This is a genomic window from uncultured Pseudokineococcus sp., from assembly GCF_947499845.1.
Taxonomy (GTDB): Bacteria; Actinomycetota; Actinomycetes; order Actinomycetales; family Quadrisphaeraceae; genus Pseudokineococcus.
Window position 1 is genome coordinate 137,639 of sequence record NZ_CANMPM010000007.1, and the last position, 16,165, is coordinate 153,803.

The window sequence follows — 16,165 nt, forward strand, 5'->3', positions numbered from 1 at the left end:
AACCGCGAGGGTGCCGTGCTCTGACGAGCGAGGTCGACTGTCACCCACTCATGGGGCAGCACGCCTCGACCAGGGCGACTGAGGTCGTCCGGTGGCCGCTCCGTCCTGCCCGACGGCGCAGGCGGACGCCATGATGGACAGCGACCGCGACTTCTGCCCGCTGCAGAGACGAGGACGAGAGCCGGTCAGAGTTCGAGGTGGCGGGACGCGCCCTCCACCGTTGCGACGGACGCGGACCGGTGGTGTCCGTCAGCGCGCGGCGCCGAGTCCCCGGTAGGTCCACCCCGCCTGCCGCCACGCGTCGGCGGGCAGGCAGTTGCGGGCGTCGATGACGGTGGCGCCGGGCCGGGTCAGGGCGAGGAGCTGCGTGGGGTCGGCCTGGCGGAAGACCGGCCACTCCGTGAGGACGAGGACGACGTCGGCGTCGGTGACGGCCTCCTCGGTGGAGGTGCCGTACGTCAGGGTGGGGAACATCCTGCGGCTCGTCTCGCCGGCCTCGGGGTCGTAGACGACGACCTGTGCGCCGCGCAGGTGCAGGCCGGCGGCGACGTTGAGGGCGGGGGAGTCGCGGACGTCGTCGGTGTCGGGCTTGAAGGCGGCGCCGAGGACGCCGATGCGGCGGTTGAGGACGCTGCCGCCGCAGGCCTGGACGGCCATGTCGATGACGCGCTGGCGCTGCCACATGTTGATCTCGTCGACGTCCTGCATGAGGGCGACGAGGGAGTCGGCGCCGAGCTCGCCGGCGCGGTGCATGAGGGCGCGGATGTCCTTGGGGAGGCAGCCGCCGCCGAAGCCGAGGCCGGCGTTGAGGAACTGCCGGCCGATGCGGACGTCGTGGCCGAGGGCGTCGGACAGGACGGTGACGTCGGCGCCGGCCTTGTCGCACACCTGCGAGATCGCGTTGATGAAACTGATCTTGGTGGCGAGGAAGGCGTTGGCGGAGACCTTGACGAGCTCGGCGGTCGGCAGGTCGGTGGCGATGAAGGGCGTGCCCGTGGACAGGGGGCGGGCGTAGACCTGCCGGAGGAGGTCGTCGCCCCACTGCGAGGCGCCGCCGACGACGACGCGGTCGGGGGAGAGGGTGTCGTGGACGGCCTTGCCCTCCCGGAGGAACTCGGGGTTCCACGCCAGCTCGACCCGCAGGCCCGCCGGGGCGATCTCGCGGACGCGCGCGGCCATCCGGGCGCCGGTGCCGACCGGCACGGTCGACTTGCCGACGAGCAGCGCGTCGTGGGTCAGGTGCTGGGCCAGCCCTTCGAAGGCGGCCTCGACGTAGCGCAGGTCGGCGCCGTTGGAACCCGGGCGCTGGGGGGTGCCGACGCAGACGAAGTGGACGTCGGCGAAGGCGGCGGCCTCGGCGAGGTCGGTGGTGAAGCGCAGGCGGCCGGACTCGACGCCGCGCACGAGCAGCTCGGGCAGCCCGGGCTCGTAGAAGGGGACCTTGCCGGCGGAGAGGGCCTCGACCTTGGCGGGGTCGACGTCGACGCCGATGACGTCGAAGCCGAGCTCGGCCATCGCGGCGGCGTGAGTGGCACCGAGGTAGCCGGTGCCGACGACGCTGATGCGGGGGCCGCGGGCACTGTCGGGGCTGGTGGCATCGAACTCGGTCTGAGCGGTCTGCTCGGTCATGGAAGGTCCTCACGGGGGTCGGCGGACGGACGTGCGCGCCCTCGCGCGGGGGCAGCATGCCACCTGGACCGCGGTGGAGGAGGCGTCACGCTCGGGGTGTCATGAGCGGGCCTGTCACCGACGGTCGCCCGATCGGGCGCGCCCTCGACGCGGGCGTCCGCCGGCTCGACGCGCCACGGTGCGACGATGGGTCCCATGACGAACCGCGTGCTCGTGGTCGACGACGACACCGCGCTCGCCGAGATGATCGGCATCGTGCTCCGGGGAGAGGGCATCACGCCGTCCTTCTGCGCGGACGGCTCGGGGGCGCTGGCCGCCTTCCGGGAGTCCAAGCCCGACCTCGTGCTGCTCGACCTCATGCTGCCGGGGGTGGACGGCATCGAGGTCTGCCGGCGCATCCGCGCGGAGTCCGACGTGCCGATCGTCATGCTCACCGCGCGCAGCGACACCTCCGACGTCGTCGCCGGGCTCGAGTCGGGCGCCGACGACTACGTGCCCAAGCCCTTCAAGCCGAAGGAGCTCGTCGCCCGCGTCCGCGCGCGGCTGCGCCGTCGCGAGGACGAGGTGCCCGAGACGCTGCGCGCCGGCGACCTCGTCATCGACGTCGCCGGGCACACCGTCAACCGCGGCGACCAGCACATCGCCCTGACGCCCCTGGAGTTCGACCTCCTCGCGGCGCTGGCCCGCAAGCCGTGGCAGGTCTTCACGCGCGAGGTGCTGCTCGAGCAGGTCTGGGGCTACCGCCACCAGGCCGACACGCGCCTGGTCAACGTCCACGTCCAGCGCCTGCGCAGCAAGATCGAGCACGACCCCGAGCACCCCGAGGTCGTCCTCACCGTCCGCGGCGTCGGCTACCGCGCCGGCGCTGTCGCCTCGGGCGGCTCGGCCCCGGACGGCGCGGGGCAGCAGGACGCCCCGTCCGACGAGCCCGGTCGGGCCGGCGCGGACGCCGGCTGACGCCGTGCCGGGGCGCCTGGGGCGCCGCCTGCGGGCGGCGGGGGGCCGGGCGGCGCGGCGGTGGCGCCGCTCGCTGACCGTCAGGGTGGTCGGTCTCACCGTCGTCCTGTGCGTGCTGACGATGGCGGTCGTCGGGGGCTTCCTCGCCGACGCCATCAGCGAGCGGCTCTTCGACGCCCGCCGGGACCAGGCCTTCGACGAGGCGGCCGCGGGGGCGCGGGCCTTCCAGGACCGCCTCGACCAGGCCGACGTCCCCACCGGCGTGGAGCTGCAGCAGTTCGTCCTCGACAACAGCGAGCAGCTGAGCAACGTCGGTGGCGAGGGCTCGGCGGGCTTCCTGCTCCTGCGGGTGCCGGGCAGCGACGCCCCCGTCACCATCAACGGCCTCCAGAGCAGCGGCCTGACCCCCGGGCTCCTGCCCGAGGCGCTGCGCGAGGCCGTGGAGACGGAGTCGACGCAGCAGGCCGCGCCGGTCGCCCTCCCGAGCAGCGACGGCGGCACGACGCCGGGCCTCGCGGTCGGCCAGCGGGTCGACCTGGCGCTCGCGGGTCAGTACGAGCTCTACTTCGTCATCGACCTCGGCCGCGAGCAGGAGACGCTCGACGCCGTCCAGCGCGTCCTCGTCGTCGGCGGGCTCCTGCTCGTGCTGCTGCTCGGCGGCGTCGTCTCGGTCGTCACCCGGCTCGTCGTGCGCCCCGTGCGCGAGGCGGCCGCCGCGGCCGCGCGGCTGTCGGCCGGCGACCTCGACCAGCGCGTCGACGTCCGCGGCGAGGACGACCTCGCCGCCCTCGGCCGGACGTTCAACGACATGGCCGCGTCCCTGCAGCGCCAGATCACGCAGCTGGCCGAGCTCTCCCGTCTGCAGCAGCGCTTCGTCTCCGACGTCTCGCACGAGCTGCGGACCCCGCTGACGACGATGCGGATGGCGGGGGAGGTGCTCCACGAGGCGCGCGGCGACCTCGAGCCGGCGGCCTCGCGCTCCGCCGAGCTGCTCATGACGCAGCTGGACCGCTTCGAGGCCCTGCTGGCGGACCTGCTGGAGATGAGCCGCTTCGACGCCGGCGCGGCGGCGCTGGACCCGGAGGTCGTCGACCTCGCGGCGCTGGTGGCCCGCGTCGTCGAGCACGCCGAGCCGGTGGCCTCGGCGCAGGGCGTGGAGGTGTCGGTGGTCGTGCCGGAGGGCCCGGTGACGGCCGAGGTCGAGCCGCGGCGGGTCGAGCGGGTCGTCCGCAACCTCGTGCTCAACGCGGTCGAGCACGCCGAGGGCCGCCCGGTGGAGGTCGAGCTGGCGGCCGACCCGTCGGCGGTCGCCGTCCTCGTGCGCGACCACGGCATCGGCCTGCGGCCCGAGGACGCCGAGCGGGTCTTCGACCGCTTCTGGCGCGCCGACCCGGCCCGCGCCCGCACCACGGGCGGCAGCGGGCTGGGCCTCGCCATCTCCACCGAGGACGCCGTCCTCCACGGCGGCCGCCTCGAGGTCGTCGGCCAGCTCGGCCTCGGCGCCGCCTTCCGGCTCCTGCTGCCGCGGGTGGCCGGAAGCGCGGTGGGCATGTCGCCGCTGCCCATGCCGGCGGACCTCGCCCCCGCCGCCCCGCCGGACGACCCGACCGCGCCGAGCGTCCTCGTCGAGGGCCTGCCCGGCGTCGTCCTCGTCCCCAGCGCCGCCGGCTCGCCCGGCGCGTGGGGCGACGCCGGCACCGAGGCGGCCGCCGACACCATCGCGACGGCGTCCCTGCCGGTCCTGCCGCCGCCGGCCGGCCGTGGCTGAGCGCCGCCCCGGGACGCGGCGCCCGCCCGTCGCGCTCGCGCTCCTGCTGGTCGCCGTCCTCGCCCTGCTCACCGGCTGCGTGGACCTGCCCCGCCGCGGGCCCGTCGAGGGCGGCCCCGCCCCGGCGGCGCCCGACCCGGCCCTGGGCTTCCTCGCCGAGGGCCCGCCGACGGGGGCCTCGCCCGAGACGGTCGTCGAGGGCTTCCTGCGCGCCTCGGCCGCCTTCGACGACGACTCCGCGACGGCCCGCCTCTTCCTCACCCCACGCGCGGCGCGGTCCTGGCGCCCCTCCGAGCGGGTCGTCGTCATCGCGGCGAGCGGCCTGGTCGTCGGCGGCACCGGGGCCTCGCAGCCCGCCGCCGACCCGGGGCGCCCGACGTCGACGGTGACGCAGGGCACCGTGCAGACCGTGCGGGTCACGGCACCGCTCGTCGGGGAGGTCGACCGTCGCGGCCGGTGGACGACGGCGCCGCCGCGGGCGTCCTACTCCGTCGACCTCGACGTCGTCCGGGCGGACGGCGTCTGGCGCCTCAGCGACCCGCCGGACGAGGTCGTCGTCAGCCACGACGTCTTCCGGCAGGTCTACCGCGCCTACCCGCTCACCTTCCTCGACCCGACGCGGACCGCCCTCGTGCCCGAGCTGCGCTGGTTCCCCGGGCGCTCGCCGAGCGCGACCCTCCTCGTCTCCGAGCTGCTCGCCGGCCCCTCGGAGTGGCTCGCGGGGGCGGTCACCACCGCCTTCCCCGAGGGGACGCGGCTGCTGAGCTCCCCGCCCGCCGTGCCCCTGGACCCCGGCGGCACCGCGGTGGTGGACCTCTCCGACGAGGCGCGGGCCGCCGACCCGGGCACGCGCCTGCTCATGGAGGCGCAGCTGCGCGCCACGCTGAGCCCCGTCCCCGGGGTGCGCGAGGTGCAGCTGTCGTCGGCCGGCAGCGCCCTCGGGCTGCCGGACGCCCAGCTCGGGCTCCTCGACCCGCTGGCCCCCGCCGGTCCGCCCGTCGTCCTGTCCGGAGGCCGCATCGCGCGGCTCGACGGCGACGGGGCCGAGCTGGTGCCCGGGCTGCTCGACGTGTCCTCGCTGCTGCCCAGCGACCCGGCGGTGGGGGTGGACGGGCTCTTCGCCGTGCTCGTGCAGCAGCGCGGGCGCCTGCTCGTGGGCGTTCCGGACGAGTCGGAGGAGGGGCCGGGGCTGCGCGGCGTCCTCGCCGGCGAGGAGCTCGTGGCGCCGAGCGTCGACGTCCGGGGGTGGGTCTGGACGACGCCGGCCGAGGCCGGGGGCGAGGTCCTCGCCGTCGACGCGGCGGGGGAGGTGCGCACGGTCGAGGCGCCGTGGCTGGACGGGCGGTGCGTGCGAGCGCTGCAGGTCTCCCGCGACGGCGCCCGCGTCGTCGTCGCCTCGACCGACGGTGACGGCGGGGCCCACCTCGACGTCGCCGGCGTCGTGCGCGACGGCGAGGGCGCGCCGGAGCGCCTCGACGTGCCCGACGCCCCGCCCGTCCCCGGACTGGTGTCCGTCACCGACGCCGGGTGGCAGGACGCGACGACGGTCGTGGCCGTCGGCTCCCTCGCCGACGGTCCGCCGCAGCTGCTGCGGGTGGCCGTCGACGGCTCGGACGTGCGCGCCGTCGAGGTGCCCGAGGGCGTCGAGCGGCTGACGTCGGCCGAGGCGGCCGGGCGCGTGCTCCTCGACGCCCCCGGGGGCGGGGTGCTGCAGCCCGCCGGGCTGGCCTGGGTCGTGCGGCCGGGCTCGGAGACCTCGACCGACCCGTCCTACCCGGGCTGAGCCCGGCGACGGCTGTCCGGCCCGCGCGCACAGGGGCCGCCGCCGGGGCGCCCGTCCACCGACCGCACCGCCGGCCCGCCACCGGACCGGTGGGGCCCGCAGCCTCCTCCCGTGGGCTCACCGGCGCGGCACGCGGCTCCCCCCGGGCCCTCGCGGGCGGCATGGGCGGCCTTGGGCCGCCTCGTCTGGCCGGTCGCCTGCCCCGGGTGCGGCGTCCCGGACGTGCCGTGGTGCGCGCCGTGCCGAGCCGTCCTCGCCGCGCCCCCGCTGGGCCTCGTCGAGCTGCCCGTCGCCACCGCGCCCCCCGTGCGCGCCGCGGCGCGCTACGACGGCGCCGCTCGCGGTCTGCTCCTGGCGTGGAAGGAGCGAGGGCGCCACGACCTCTCGCCGCTGCTGGCGGACGCCCTGCGCCGCGCGGGCGCAGCGGCACTGGACGCGGCGGCCGACGCAGGGGTGATGGACGCCGGGCTGGTGGACGGAGGGCCGACGGGCGCGGCGGGCGGCCCGCTCGCGCTCGTCCCGGCGCCGTCCACCCGCGCCGCCGTCCGCGCGCGCGGCGACGACCTCGTCGCCGACCTCGCCCGGCGGTGGTCGACCTCGCTCGCCCGCGGGGGGCGGGAGGTGCCCGTCCGGCGCGTCCTCGCGATGCGGCGGGGGGCGGGCGACCAGGTGGGCCGCACCGCGGCGCAGCGGACGGCGGCGCGGCGCGGGGCGCTGGTGGTCCGCGCGGCCCCGCCGCGGCGGTGCCTGCTCGTCGACGACGTCGTCACCACCGGCTCGACCCTCGCCGAGGCCGCCCGCGTCCTCGCGCTCGCCGGCTGCCGGGTCGAGGGGGCGGTGGTCGTCCTCGCCGCGCCGCCGCCGGGGGCGGGGCGCCGCCGGTCGGGCCGCACCGGCTCCCGGGACGGGCGGCCGGACGGGGGCGACCGGCGTCATGACGCGCTGTGAGCACCGACCACGGCAGGCCACCGGGGCGGTCGGGCGTGCTCGCACTCCGGCGCGACGAGAGCGCCTGCGCGGCAGTCCGAGCCGTCGTCGGCGACGCGCCGGCGTCGCCGGGCCCACCAGCCGGGCGCGGGGCACACCCGCCGGGCGCGGACGCCTCCTCGCCCGGTCGGTGGGCCGGACTGTCGCACGGCCCCCGGGGCCGCTAGCGTCCGGACATGGAGCTCGCCCGGCGGCCTCGCCCGGTGCCTGACGGCGCCGGGGCGGGGCTGCGCGGAGCGCTCCCGCGGGCCGGTCTGCGCCGCCCCGCCCCGCCCGCCGCCGCCCCGGTCGTCACCGGGGGCGGTGGCCGGCCCCCCGCCCTCCTGCCGCGGGGAGGTGGCGCCTGAGCACCGAGGACCGCCCGCCGGGACAGCTCCCGGGCCGGCGCGTCGAGACCCACCCCCCATCGCTGGAGGACCCATGGAGATCACGCTCACCACCCGCCACACCACCGTGCCGGAGCGCTTCCGCCGACACCTCGAGGACAAGCTCGCCAAGGTCGAGCAGGTCGCTCCCCGGGCCGACCGCCTCGACGTCGTGATCAGCCACGAGATGAACCCGCGCCAGCCGCAGAGCTGCGAGCGCGTGGAGCTGACGCTGCGCCACCGCCGGGAGGTCGTGCGCGCCGAGGCCTGCGCCGACGACGCGCACGGCGCCCTCGACCTCGCGGAGGAGAAGCTGCTCGAGCGCCTGCGCCGGCTGCGTGACCGCCGCAAGGTCCACCACGGCCGCCAGACGCCGCCGTCGGTGCGCCGCGGCTCGGTGCCCGAGGCGTCGTCCGTGCCATCGCTCGCGGTCGCCCCGCCCGCGGTGGGCGACGACGGCGCGTCCGGTGAGGAGGACGAGCCCGACGCGACGGTGGGCGCGCTGGGCCCGGGGGAGGACGAGCACGGGCTGGCGGACGCCGTCGGCGCCTCCCCGGTGCGGATCCGGGAGAAGACGCACCTGGCGCACCCCATGAGCGTGGACGAGGCCCTCGCCCAGATGGAGGCGCTGGGGCACGACTTCTACCTCTTCCTGTGCCGCAGCACGGGCGCGGTCAGCCTGGTCTACCGCCGCCGGGGCTGGAGCTACGGCGTCATCCGGCTCGAGGAGGCGCCCGAGGAGGCGGCCGCCGGCGCCGACGGGGCGCAGGCCCCCGCGGCGGTGAGCGCCTAGAGGGACGCGTCGCCGGCCCCGGGCGAGCGCCCGGGGCCGGCGGCCGGCCCTCTCGGGCGGGCCGGCGTCGTGCCGGCGACATCCGGCCCAACCGGTCGGCGACGGGCTCCGAACACCTCGGACGGGGAAGCGGTCCCCGGTCGGCGCGCCGGTGGCCCTCGCGGTCCCGCGGCGTGGCCCGATCGTGACGGGGCCGGTCGAGACGGGCGAGGGCAGCCGCTGGCATGCTCGCGCCGGCCCCCGGACGGGCGGAGACCCGCCGGGGTGGACGGGAGGGCGATGGACGTGCCGAGCGCGGACGCCGGAGCGGTGCGGGCAGAGGCCCAGGCCAGTGCCGACGGGAGGGGCGTCGTCGACGGGACGGTGGGTGCCGACGGGAGGGGCGCCGTCGACGGGGCGGTCGCCGTCCCCGGAGCGGTGCTGGACGCCGCGGCGGGGCCCGTCGGGCCCGGTGCGCCGGAGCGCATCCGGGTCCTCGTCGTCGACGACCACGTGCTCTACCGCCGCGGGCTCGAGCGCGTCCTCGAGCTCGACGACGACATCGTCATCGTCGGGGAGGCCGCCGACGGCACCGAGGCCATCGCGCGCGCCGAGGAGCTGCTGCCCGACGTCGTCCTCATGGACGTGCGGATGCCGCGGCGCAGCGGCATCGAGGCGTGCGCCGCCATCCGCGAGGTGGCCCCGAGCGCGCGCATCCTCATGCTGACGATGAGCGAGGACGAGTCCGACCTCTTCAGCGCCGTCCAGGCCGGGGCCAACGGGTACCTGCTCAAGGACGTGCCGGGCGAGGAGATCGCGGCGAGCCTGCGCGCCGTGCACGGCGGGCAGTCGCTCATCAGCCCGTCCATGGCGAGCCACCTGCTGGCCGAGTTCGCCGCGCTCAGCCGCAGGGGCGCCGCCCGCGAGGACGTGCCCGCGGTGCCCGCACCGCGGCTGACCGCCCGCGAGCTCGAGGTGCTGCGGCTCGTCGCGCGCGGCCGCTCCAACCGCGACATCGCCGGCGAGCTCTGGATCTCCGAGAACACGGTGAAGAACCACGTGCGGAACCTGCTCGAGAAGCTCCAGCTGCACTCGCGGATGGAGGCGGCCATGTACGCCGTCAAGGAGAAGCTGCTCGACCCGAGCCCCTGACCGCCCGACGGACGGCGGTCGGGACCGCGGGGCACCGCACCCGCTCCTCCCGGCCCGCCCGGGGGTGGCAGCATCGTCCGCCGTGGCGGACGGGCGAGCGGCAGGTCCCGGCCCCGCGCGGGGGCGGGAGGTGCTCACCGCGGCGCAGGCGCGGCGGACGGCGCTCGCGGCGCAGGGGTTCGCCGACCGGCGGCCGCCGGGGGCGCCGACGATGCGGCACGTCCAGCGCGTCCTCGACCGCGTCGGCCTGCTCCAGCTGGACTCGGTCAACGTCGTCGCGCGCAGCCACCGGCTCCCGCTGTTCAGCCGGCTGGGGCCCTACGACGACGACCTGCTGCGCCGCGCCGCCGAGCGGCCGCCGCGGCGGCTCGTGGAGTACTGGGCCCACGAGGCGAGCCTCGTGCCCCCGGCCACCCACCGGCTGCTGCGCTGGCGCATGGCCCGGGCGGCCGACGAGGCGTGGGGCCGCTACCGGCGCATCCTCGCGGAGCGGCCGCGCCTGCTCGACGAGGTCCTGGGCGCCGTGCGCGAGGGCGGGGCCATGACGGCCGCGCAGCTGACGGCGCACCTGCACCCGGGTGCGCCGCGCAGCTCGGCCGGTTCCTGGATGGTCCCGCCGACGGAGGCCGTGCTCGCGGGGCCGGCGCGCGACGTCAAGGCCGCCGCCGAGCAGCTCTTCTGGTCGGGCGAGCTCACGGCCGCCGGGCGCACCGCGCAGTTCGAGCGGCGCTACGACCTGCCCGAGCGGGTGCTGCCGCCCGAGGTGGCCGGCGCCCCGGACCCGGACGAGGCGGACGCCGTCCGCGGCCTCGTCGAGATCGCCGGGCGCTCGCTCGGCGTCGCCACCGAGGCGCACCTGCGCGACTACTTCCGCCTGCGCCCCGACGCCTCGCGCCGCGCCGTCGACGAGCTGGTCGAGGACGGCGTCCTCGCGCCCGTCACGGTGCGGGGGTGGGCGCGTCCGGCGCTGCTGCACCGCGACGCCGCCTTCCCGCGGCGCGTCGCCGGCCGGGCCCTGCTCTCGCCGTTCGACTCGCTCGTCTTCGAGCGCTCGCGCACCGAGGCGCTCTTCGGCGTCCGCCTCCGGCTGGAGATCTACGTGCCCGCCGCCCGGCGCGTGCACGGCTACTACGTGCTGCCCTTCCTCCTCGACGGCGAGCTCGTGGCGCGCGTCGACCTCAAGGCCGACCGGGCCGACGGGGTCCTGCGCGTCCAGGCCGCGTGGCCCGAGCCGTGGGCGCCCGCGCACGCCGCCGAGGAGCTCGCGGGGGAGCTGCGGTCGATGGCCGCGTGGCTCGGCCTCGACGACGTCGCCGTGACGGGCCCCGGCGACCTGGCGCCCGCCCTGCTCGAGGCCCTGCGCGCGACCTGACCACTTCTCCTCGCCCGGACGGCTGGGCGTCCCCGCACCCCTCCGCGGGGGGGACCCGGACCGGACTTCGTAGCCTTTGTCCGTCCGGGCGGCGCTCCGGGGCGGAGTTCGTAGCCTTCGTCCGTCGGAACGGCGCTCCGGGGCGGAGTTCGTAGCCTTCGTCCGTCGGAACGGCGCTCCGGGGCGGAGCTCCTAGCCCTTCTCCGTCGGGTGCTCAGGCGTCGGGCAGGTCCTGCGCCCGCAGCACGAAGCGGTCCAGCGGCGTCGGCGGGTCGTCCGGCTCCCCGCCCCCGGCGAGGTCCCAGCCGGCCGGGGCGAAGCCGGCGCGCAGCGCGACGGCGCGGCTCGCGGCGTTGCCCGGCTCGGCGCGCACGAGCACGGCCGGCAGGCCGAGCCCGCCCACCTCCGCGGGCAGCAGCGCGTGGCGCGCGACGGCCCGCACGCCCGTCGTCACGACGCCGCGCCCGCGCGCGTCGGGGTGCGCCCAGTAGCCGATCTCCGCCGGGCGGCCGCCCTGGCCCAGGGCGAAGAGGGTCACGGACGCCAGGCACCGGTCGTCGCGGGCGTCGGCGGCGCACCAGGCCACGGCGTGCGCCTCGGCCGCGTCCCGCCGCATCCCCTCGACGAAGTCCCGCGCGTCCTGCAGCTCGTAGCGCTCCGGCAGCCGCGGCAGCCAGCGCCGCGTGACGGGGTCGGTGCAGGCCTCGACGACGCGGCCCGCGTCCTCGTCGCGCCACGGCCGCAGGACGACGTCGCCGAGGTCGACGCGCGGGACGTCGAGCCACGGGGTGGCCGGCGCGGTCGGGTCGCCCGCCACCCAGGTGCCGACCCAGCAGTCGCGCAGCTCGCCGCGCGCCTTCATCAGCAGGGACGGAGCCTCGGCCCGCCGGATGGTCCCCTCGACGCGGAAGCCCGCGGCCCAGGCGGCCCGGCGGCTCGGCCAGTTCCCGGCGTGGGCGCTCCACCGGACGGCGGCGGCCCCGTGCTCGGCCGCCCACGGCAGGAGCACCCGCAGCGCCGCCGAGACGGCACCGCGGCCGCGGTGCCGGGCGTCGAGGCCGTAGCCGACGGACAGCACGCCGTCGGTGCCCGTCCGGCGCAGCGCCACGTTCCCCGCGTGCTCGCCGTCCACGTCCAGCGCCCACGTCATCGCCTCGCCCGTGGCCCAGCCCGCCGGCACGACGTCGCGGACGAAGCCCTCGGCGTCCTCGCGCCCGTAGGGCACCGGCACGGTGGTCCAGCGGGCGAACTCCGCCTCGGACGCCATCGCCAGCACGGCCTCGACGTCGTCCTCCCGGTAGGCGCGCAGCCGCACGCCCCCGCCGGCCTCGAGGTCGGGCGCCGCGGTCGGGAGGGCGGCGGCCACCGGGCGCGGCGCGACGGCGTCGATCGGTGCGGCTGACGTCATGGGCCGACCCTGCCGCCGTCGACGGCCCCGGGCAACGACGTTCCTCCCGACGCTCCGCCTCCCGCGGGCGGGGGCGGGCGCGCCGCGGCACGCTGGCCGCATGGCGGACGAGACGACGACGGTGGAGCGGCGCGGGGACGGCTACGTCCTGCTGGAGGAGGGGCGCGAGCTCGTGCAGCTCGTGGGCCGGCCGGTGGATGACGGCGTCGTCGCGCTGGTGAGCACGGGAACGGACCCGGACCGGCAGGGCGAGGGCCTCGCGGGGCGGCTCGTCGGCGCCGCGATGGACGACCTGCGGCAGCGCGGCCTGCGCGTGCGCCCCGACTGCCCCTACGTGGCCGCGTGGCTGGAGCGGCACCCCGACCAGCAGGACCTCGTCGCGGGCTGAGGCGCGTCCGACCCGGGGCTGGCCCGACGCGGCGCGACGGCCGGTGACCGCCGCGTGCGTAGCATGACGGCCGACCTGACCAGCGCCGCGGGAGCCCTCCGGGGGAGCCCGTGCGCGCGGACGACGAGGGAGTTCGCGACGTGGGGATGCTCGAGAAGCTGCTGAGGGCCGGCGAGGGCCGCGCCGTGCGGCGGCTGCAGGGCCTGGCCGACCAGGTCAACGCCCTCGAGGAGGACTTCGAGAAGCTCTCCGACGCGGAGATCCGCGAGGAGACCGACCGCTTCCGCGAGCGCGTGGCCGACGGCGAGTCGCTCGACCACCTCCTGCCCGAGGCCTTCGCCAACTGCCGTGAGGCCTCCCGCCGCAGCCTGGGGCAGCGCCACTTCGACGTCCAGGTCATGGGCGGGGCCGCGCTGCACCTCGGCAACATCGCCGAGATGAAGACGGGCGAGGGCAAGACGCTCGTCGCGACGCTGCCGGCGTACCTCAACGCGCTCACGGGCAAGGGCGTCCACGTCATCACCGTGAACGACTTCCTCGCGTCCTACCAGAGCGAGCTCATGGGACGCGTCTTCCGCTTCCTCGGGGTCACCTCCGGCTGCATCACCGACGGCATGCGCCCGGAGCAGCGGCGAGAGCAGTACGCGAACGACATCACCTACGGCACGAACACCCAGTTCGGCTTCGACTACCTGCGCGACAACATGGCCTGGCAGACGGCGGAGATGGTCCAGCGCGGCCACGCCTTCGCGATCGTCGACGAGGTCGACTCGATCCTCATCGACGAGGCGCGCACGCCGCTCATCATCTCGGGGCCCGCGCAGGGCGACGCGACGCGCTGGTACGCCGAGTTCGCGAAGGTCGCGCGGACCCTCAAGCTGGACGTGGACTACGAGGTCGACGAGAAGAAGCGCACCGTCGGCGTCCTCGAGAGCGGCATCGAGAAGGTCGAGGACCGGCTCGGCATCTCCAACCTCTACGACTCGGTGAACACCCCGTACGTCGGCTACCTCAACAACGCGGTGAAGGCGAAGGAGCTGTTCACGCGCGACAAGGACTACGTCGTCACCGACGGCGAGGTCCTCATCGTCGACGAGCACACCGGCCGCATCCTCGCGGGGCGCCGCTACAACGAGGGCATGCACCAGGCCATCGAGGCCAAGGAGGGCGTGGAGGTCAAGGCCGAGAACCAGACCCTCGCCACCATCACGCTGCAGAACTACTTCCGCATGTACGACAAGCTGTCCGGGATGACGGGCACCGCCACGACCGAGGCGGCGGAGTTCAACGGCACCTACTCCCTCGGCGTCATCCCCATCCCGACGAACCGCCCGATGCAGCGCGTGGACCAGAGCGACCTCGTCTTCAAGACCGAGGAGGCCAAGCTCGACGCGGTCGTCGAAGACATCGCCGAGCGCCACGAGAAGGGCCAGCCCGTCCTCGTCGGCACGACGAGCGTGAGCAAGAGCGAGCGCCTGTCCACCCAGCTGGCGAAGCGGGGCGTGCGCCACGAGGTGCTCAACGCCAAGCAGCACGCGCGGGAGGCGGCCATCGTCGCCATGGCTGGGCGCAAGGGCGCCGTCACGGTCGCCACGAACATGGCCGGCCGCGGCACCGACATCATGCTCGGCGGCAACGCCGAGTTCCTCGCCGTCAGCCGCATGCACGAGCGCGGCCTCGACCCGGCCGAGAAGCCCGAGGAGTACGAGGCCCTGTGGCCCGAGGTGCTCGCCGAGGCCGAGGACGCCGTCAAGGCGGGGCACGACGAGGTGACCGAGCTCGGCGGTCTCTACGTGCTCGGCACGGAGCGGCACGAGTCGCGGCGCATCGACAACCAGCTGCGGGGGCGCTCGGGTCGCCAGGGCGACCCGGGGGAGTCGCGCTTCTACCTCTCGCTGCGCGACGACCTCATGCGGCTGTTCAACTCCGGCGCCGCCGAGTCGCTCATGGCCCGCACCGGCTTCCCCGACGACATGCCGCTGGAGAGCAAGGTCGTCAGCCGCGCCATCCAGAGCGCGCAGGGCCAGGTGGAGGCCCGCAACTTCGAGATCCGCAAGAACGTCCTCAAGTACGACGACGTGCTCAACCGCCAGCGCCAGGTCATCTACGACGAGCGGCGGCGGGTGCTCGAGGGCGAGGACCTGCAGGAGCAGGTCTCGCACTTCACCACCGACGTCGTCACCGGCTACATCACGGCGGCGACGGCCGACGGCTTCGCCGAGGACTGGGACCTCGACCAGCTCGTCACGGCGCTCGGCACCCTCTACCCGATCAGCCTCACCGTGGCCGACCTCGAGGAGGAGGCCGGCGGCCGGAACCGGATCACGAAGGAGATGCTGCTCGAGGAGGTGCTCAGCGACGTGCGGCTCGCCTACGAGCGCCGCGAGGAGCAGCTCGGCGAGGAGGCGATGCGCCAGCTCGAGCGCCGCGTCGTCCTGTCGGTGCTCGACCGCAAGTGGCGTGAGCACCTCTACGAGATGGACTACCTGCAGGAGGGCATCTCGCTGCGGTCGATGGCCCAGCGCGACCCGCTCGTGGAGTACCAGCGCGAGGGCTACCTGCTCTTCACGGCGATGATGGACGCCATCAAGGAGGAGTCGGTCGGCTACCTCTTCAACCTCGAGGTGCAGGTGGCGCCGCCCGCCCCCCAGCAGGCCGCGCCGTCCGGGGCCGCCTCCGGCGCCCTGGCCGCCGGCATCGCCGCCGCCGCGCCGCAGCTCAAGGCCAAGGGCCTCGACGATCCGACGACGCCGCAGCGCCTGGCCTACAGCGCCGGGTCGGTCGACGAGGAGGGCGGCGTGGAGCAGAAGGTCGAGAACGCCGACGGCACCCGCGTCTCGGGCGACGGCAACCGCGCCCAGCGGCGGCAGGCGCGCCGCCAGGGCTGAGCACCCGCCGCACGGGCGGCGACGACGGCCGGGTCCCTTCGGGGACCCGGCCGTCGTCGTGCGTGCGACCCCGGCTCCGAGGAGAGCCGGAGGGTCGCCGGTCACCCCACCTCGACGGCGGTCGCCCGCCACCGGCGGTCCCAGCCCTCCAGCCGGAGGGCGACCGCACGGACCCGGTCGCCGTCGACGACGACCGCCGAGGCCTCGACGACCCCCTCCGCGGGGCGGCACACCCGGACGCGACGGACGACGGCGGGCCGGCCGGACCGCGCCGGGCCGGGCGCCCCCGGGCGCGGGCGGCGCAGCCGGGCGGCCAGGGCCGCCCGCCGCACGAGCCCCTCGTGCACCTCGAGGGTGGTCCAGCGGACGAGCTGGGCCGCCGGGCGGTGCCCGGACAGCACCTCGACGACGGCGCCCGCGAGGGCGGCGCACGTCGGCCCGGGGTCGCTCAGCTCGTCGTCCGCGCTGGGACGCGGCGCCACGAGCGGGTCGACGTCGGGCGCGGCGCCGGCGCAGCGGCGGGGAGGCGCGAGGACGAGCACCTGCTGGCCGGCGGGAGGGGCGGTGCACGCCCGGCGGGTGGCGAGGGCGTCGGGGCCCGTGCCGGGCAGCGGCTCCGGCTCGGTCCGCGGCGCGGGGGCGAGCCGCACGCGCGACGTCCCGGCCGCCTCGCCCGTCCGTGCGGCGGCGTCGTCG

General features: G+C 76.8%; 11 protein-coding genes and 1 pseudogene. 9 read left to right on the top strand and 3 right to left on the bottom strand.

What is annotated here, in order from left to right; all coding sequences use genetic code 11:
* Window positions 1-249 precede the first annotated feature (249 nt).
* Window positions 250-1,629: a UDP-glucose/GDP-mannose dehydrogenase family protein gene (locus Q0789_RS08950; protein ID WP_298804335.1), complete on the bottom strand. Its 1,380-nt coding sequence runs from the start codon at window positions 1,627-1,629 to the stop codon at window positions 250-252.
* A 195-nt stretch (window positions 1,630-1,824) separates the two neighbouring features.
* Between Q0789_RS08950 and mtrA the strand changes: the two are divergent.
* The 7 genes and pseudogenes from mtrA to Q0789_RS08985 all read left to right on the top strand — a co-directional run.
* A pseudogene (gene mtrA / locus Q0789_RS08955) lies at window positions 1,825-2,493 on the top strand (MtrAB system response regulator MtrA); the annotation flags it as partial.
* Between the two features lie 97 nt (window positions 2,494-2,590).
* Complete coding sequence (mtrB, locus tag Q0789_RS08960) at window positions 2,591-4,354, top strand: MtrAB system histidine kinase MtrB (RefSeq protein WP_298804337.1); 1,764 nt, start codon at window positions 2,591-2,593, stop codon at window positions 4,352-4,354.
* Window positions 4,347-6,137 (top strand): LpqB family beta-propeller domain-containing protein, encoded by a 1,791-nt coding sequence (locus Q0789_RS08965; RefSeq protein ID WP_298804339.1) that lies wholly within the window; start codon window positions 4,347-4,349, stop codon window positions 6,135-6,137. Before mtrB ends, Q0789_RS08965 begins: the two co-directional genes overlap by 8 nt.
* Before the next feature lie 222 nt (window positions 6,138-6,359).
* Complete coding sequence (locus Q0789_RS08970) at window positions 6,360-7,085, top strand: ComF family protein (RefSeq protein WP_298804341.1); 726 nt, start codon at window positions 6,360-6,362, stop codon at window positions 7,083-7,085.
* Between the two features lie 459 nt (window positions 7,086-7,544).
* Entirely contained in the window at window positions 7,545-8,282 is a 738-nt protein-coding gene (gene raiA, locus Q0789_RS08975; protein WP_298804343.1) for a ribosome-associated translation inhibitor RaiA, read from the top strand.
* 279 nt (window positions 8,283-8,561) lie between these two features.
* Entirely contained in the window at window positions 8,562-9,413 is an 852-nt protein-coding gene (locus Q0789_RS08980; protein ID WP_298804345.1) for a response regulator transcription factor, read from the top strand.
* Between the two features lie 82 nt (window positions 9,414-9,495).
* The gene (locus Q0789_RS08985) at window positions 9,496-10,785 is read left to right on the top strand and encodes a crosslink repair DNA glycosylase YcaQ family protein (protein WP_298804347.1); all 1,290 of its coding nucleotides are present in this window, start codon (window positions 9,496-9,498) and stop codon (window positions 10,783-10,785) included.
* A 214-nt stretch (window positions 10,786-10,999) separates the two neighbouring features.
* On the opposite strand, the gene Q0789_RS08990 is transcribed toward Q0789_RS08985, so the two are convergent.
* Window positions 11,000-12,193: a GNAT family N-acetyltransferase gene (locus Q0789_RS08990; RefSeq protein WP_298804350.1), complete on the bottom strand. Its 1,194-nt coding sequence runs from the start codon at window positions 12,191-12,193 to the stop codon at window positions 11,000-11,002.
* 100 nt (window positions 12,194-12,293) lie between these two features.
* On the opposite strand from Q0789_RS08990, the gene Q0789_RS08995 reads away from it, so the two are divergent.
* Together Q0789_RS08995 and secA are read left to right on the top strand one after the other, a co-directional pair.
* A complete protein-coding gene (locus tag Q0789_RS08995; RefSeq protein WP_298804352.1) occupies window positions 12,294-12,581 on the top strand; it encodes a GNAT family N-acetyltransferase in 288 nt (95 codons plus the stop codon).
* A 146-nt stretch (window positions 12,582-12,727) separates the two neighbouring features.
* A complete protein-coding gene (gene secA, locus Q0789_RS09000; RefSeq protein WP_363326127.1) occupies window positions 12,728-15,469 on the top strand; it encodes a preprotein translocase subunit SecA in 2,742 nt (913 codons plus the stop codon).
* A gap of 101 nt (window positions 15,470-15,570) precedes the next feature.
* Here the strand turns inward: secA and Q0789_RS09005 are convergent, their stop codons facing one another.
* Complete coding sequence (locus Q0789_RS09005) at window positions 15,571-16,119, bottom strand: Rv3235 family protein (RefSeq protein ID WP_298804356.1); 549 nt, start codon at window positions 16,117-16,119, stop codon at window positions 15,571-15,573.
* Between the last annotated feature and the right edge of the window lie 46 nt (window positions 16,120-16,165).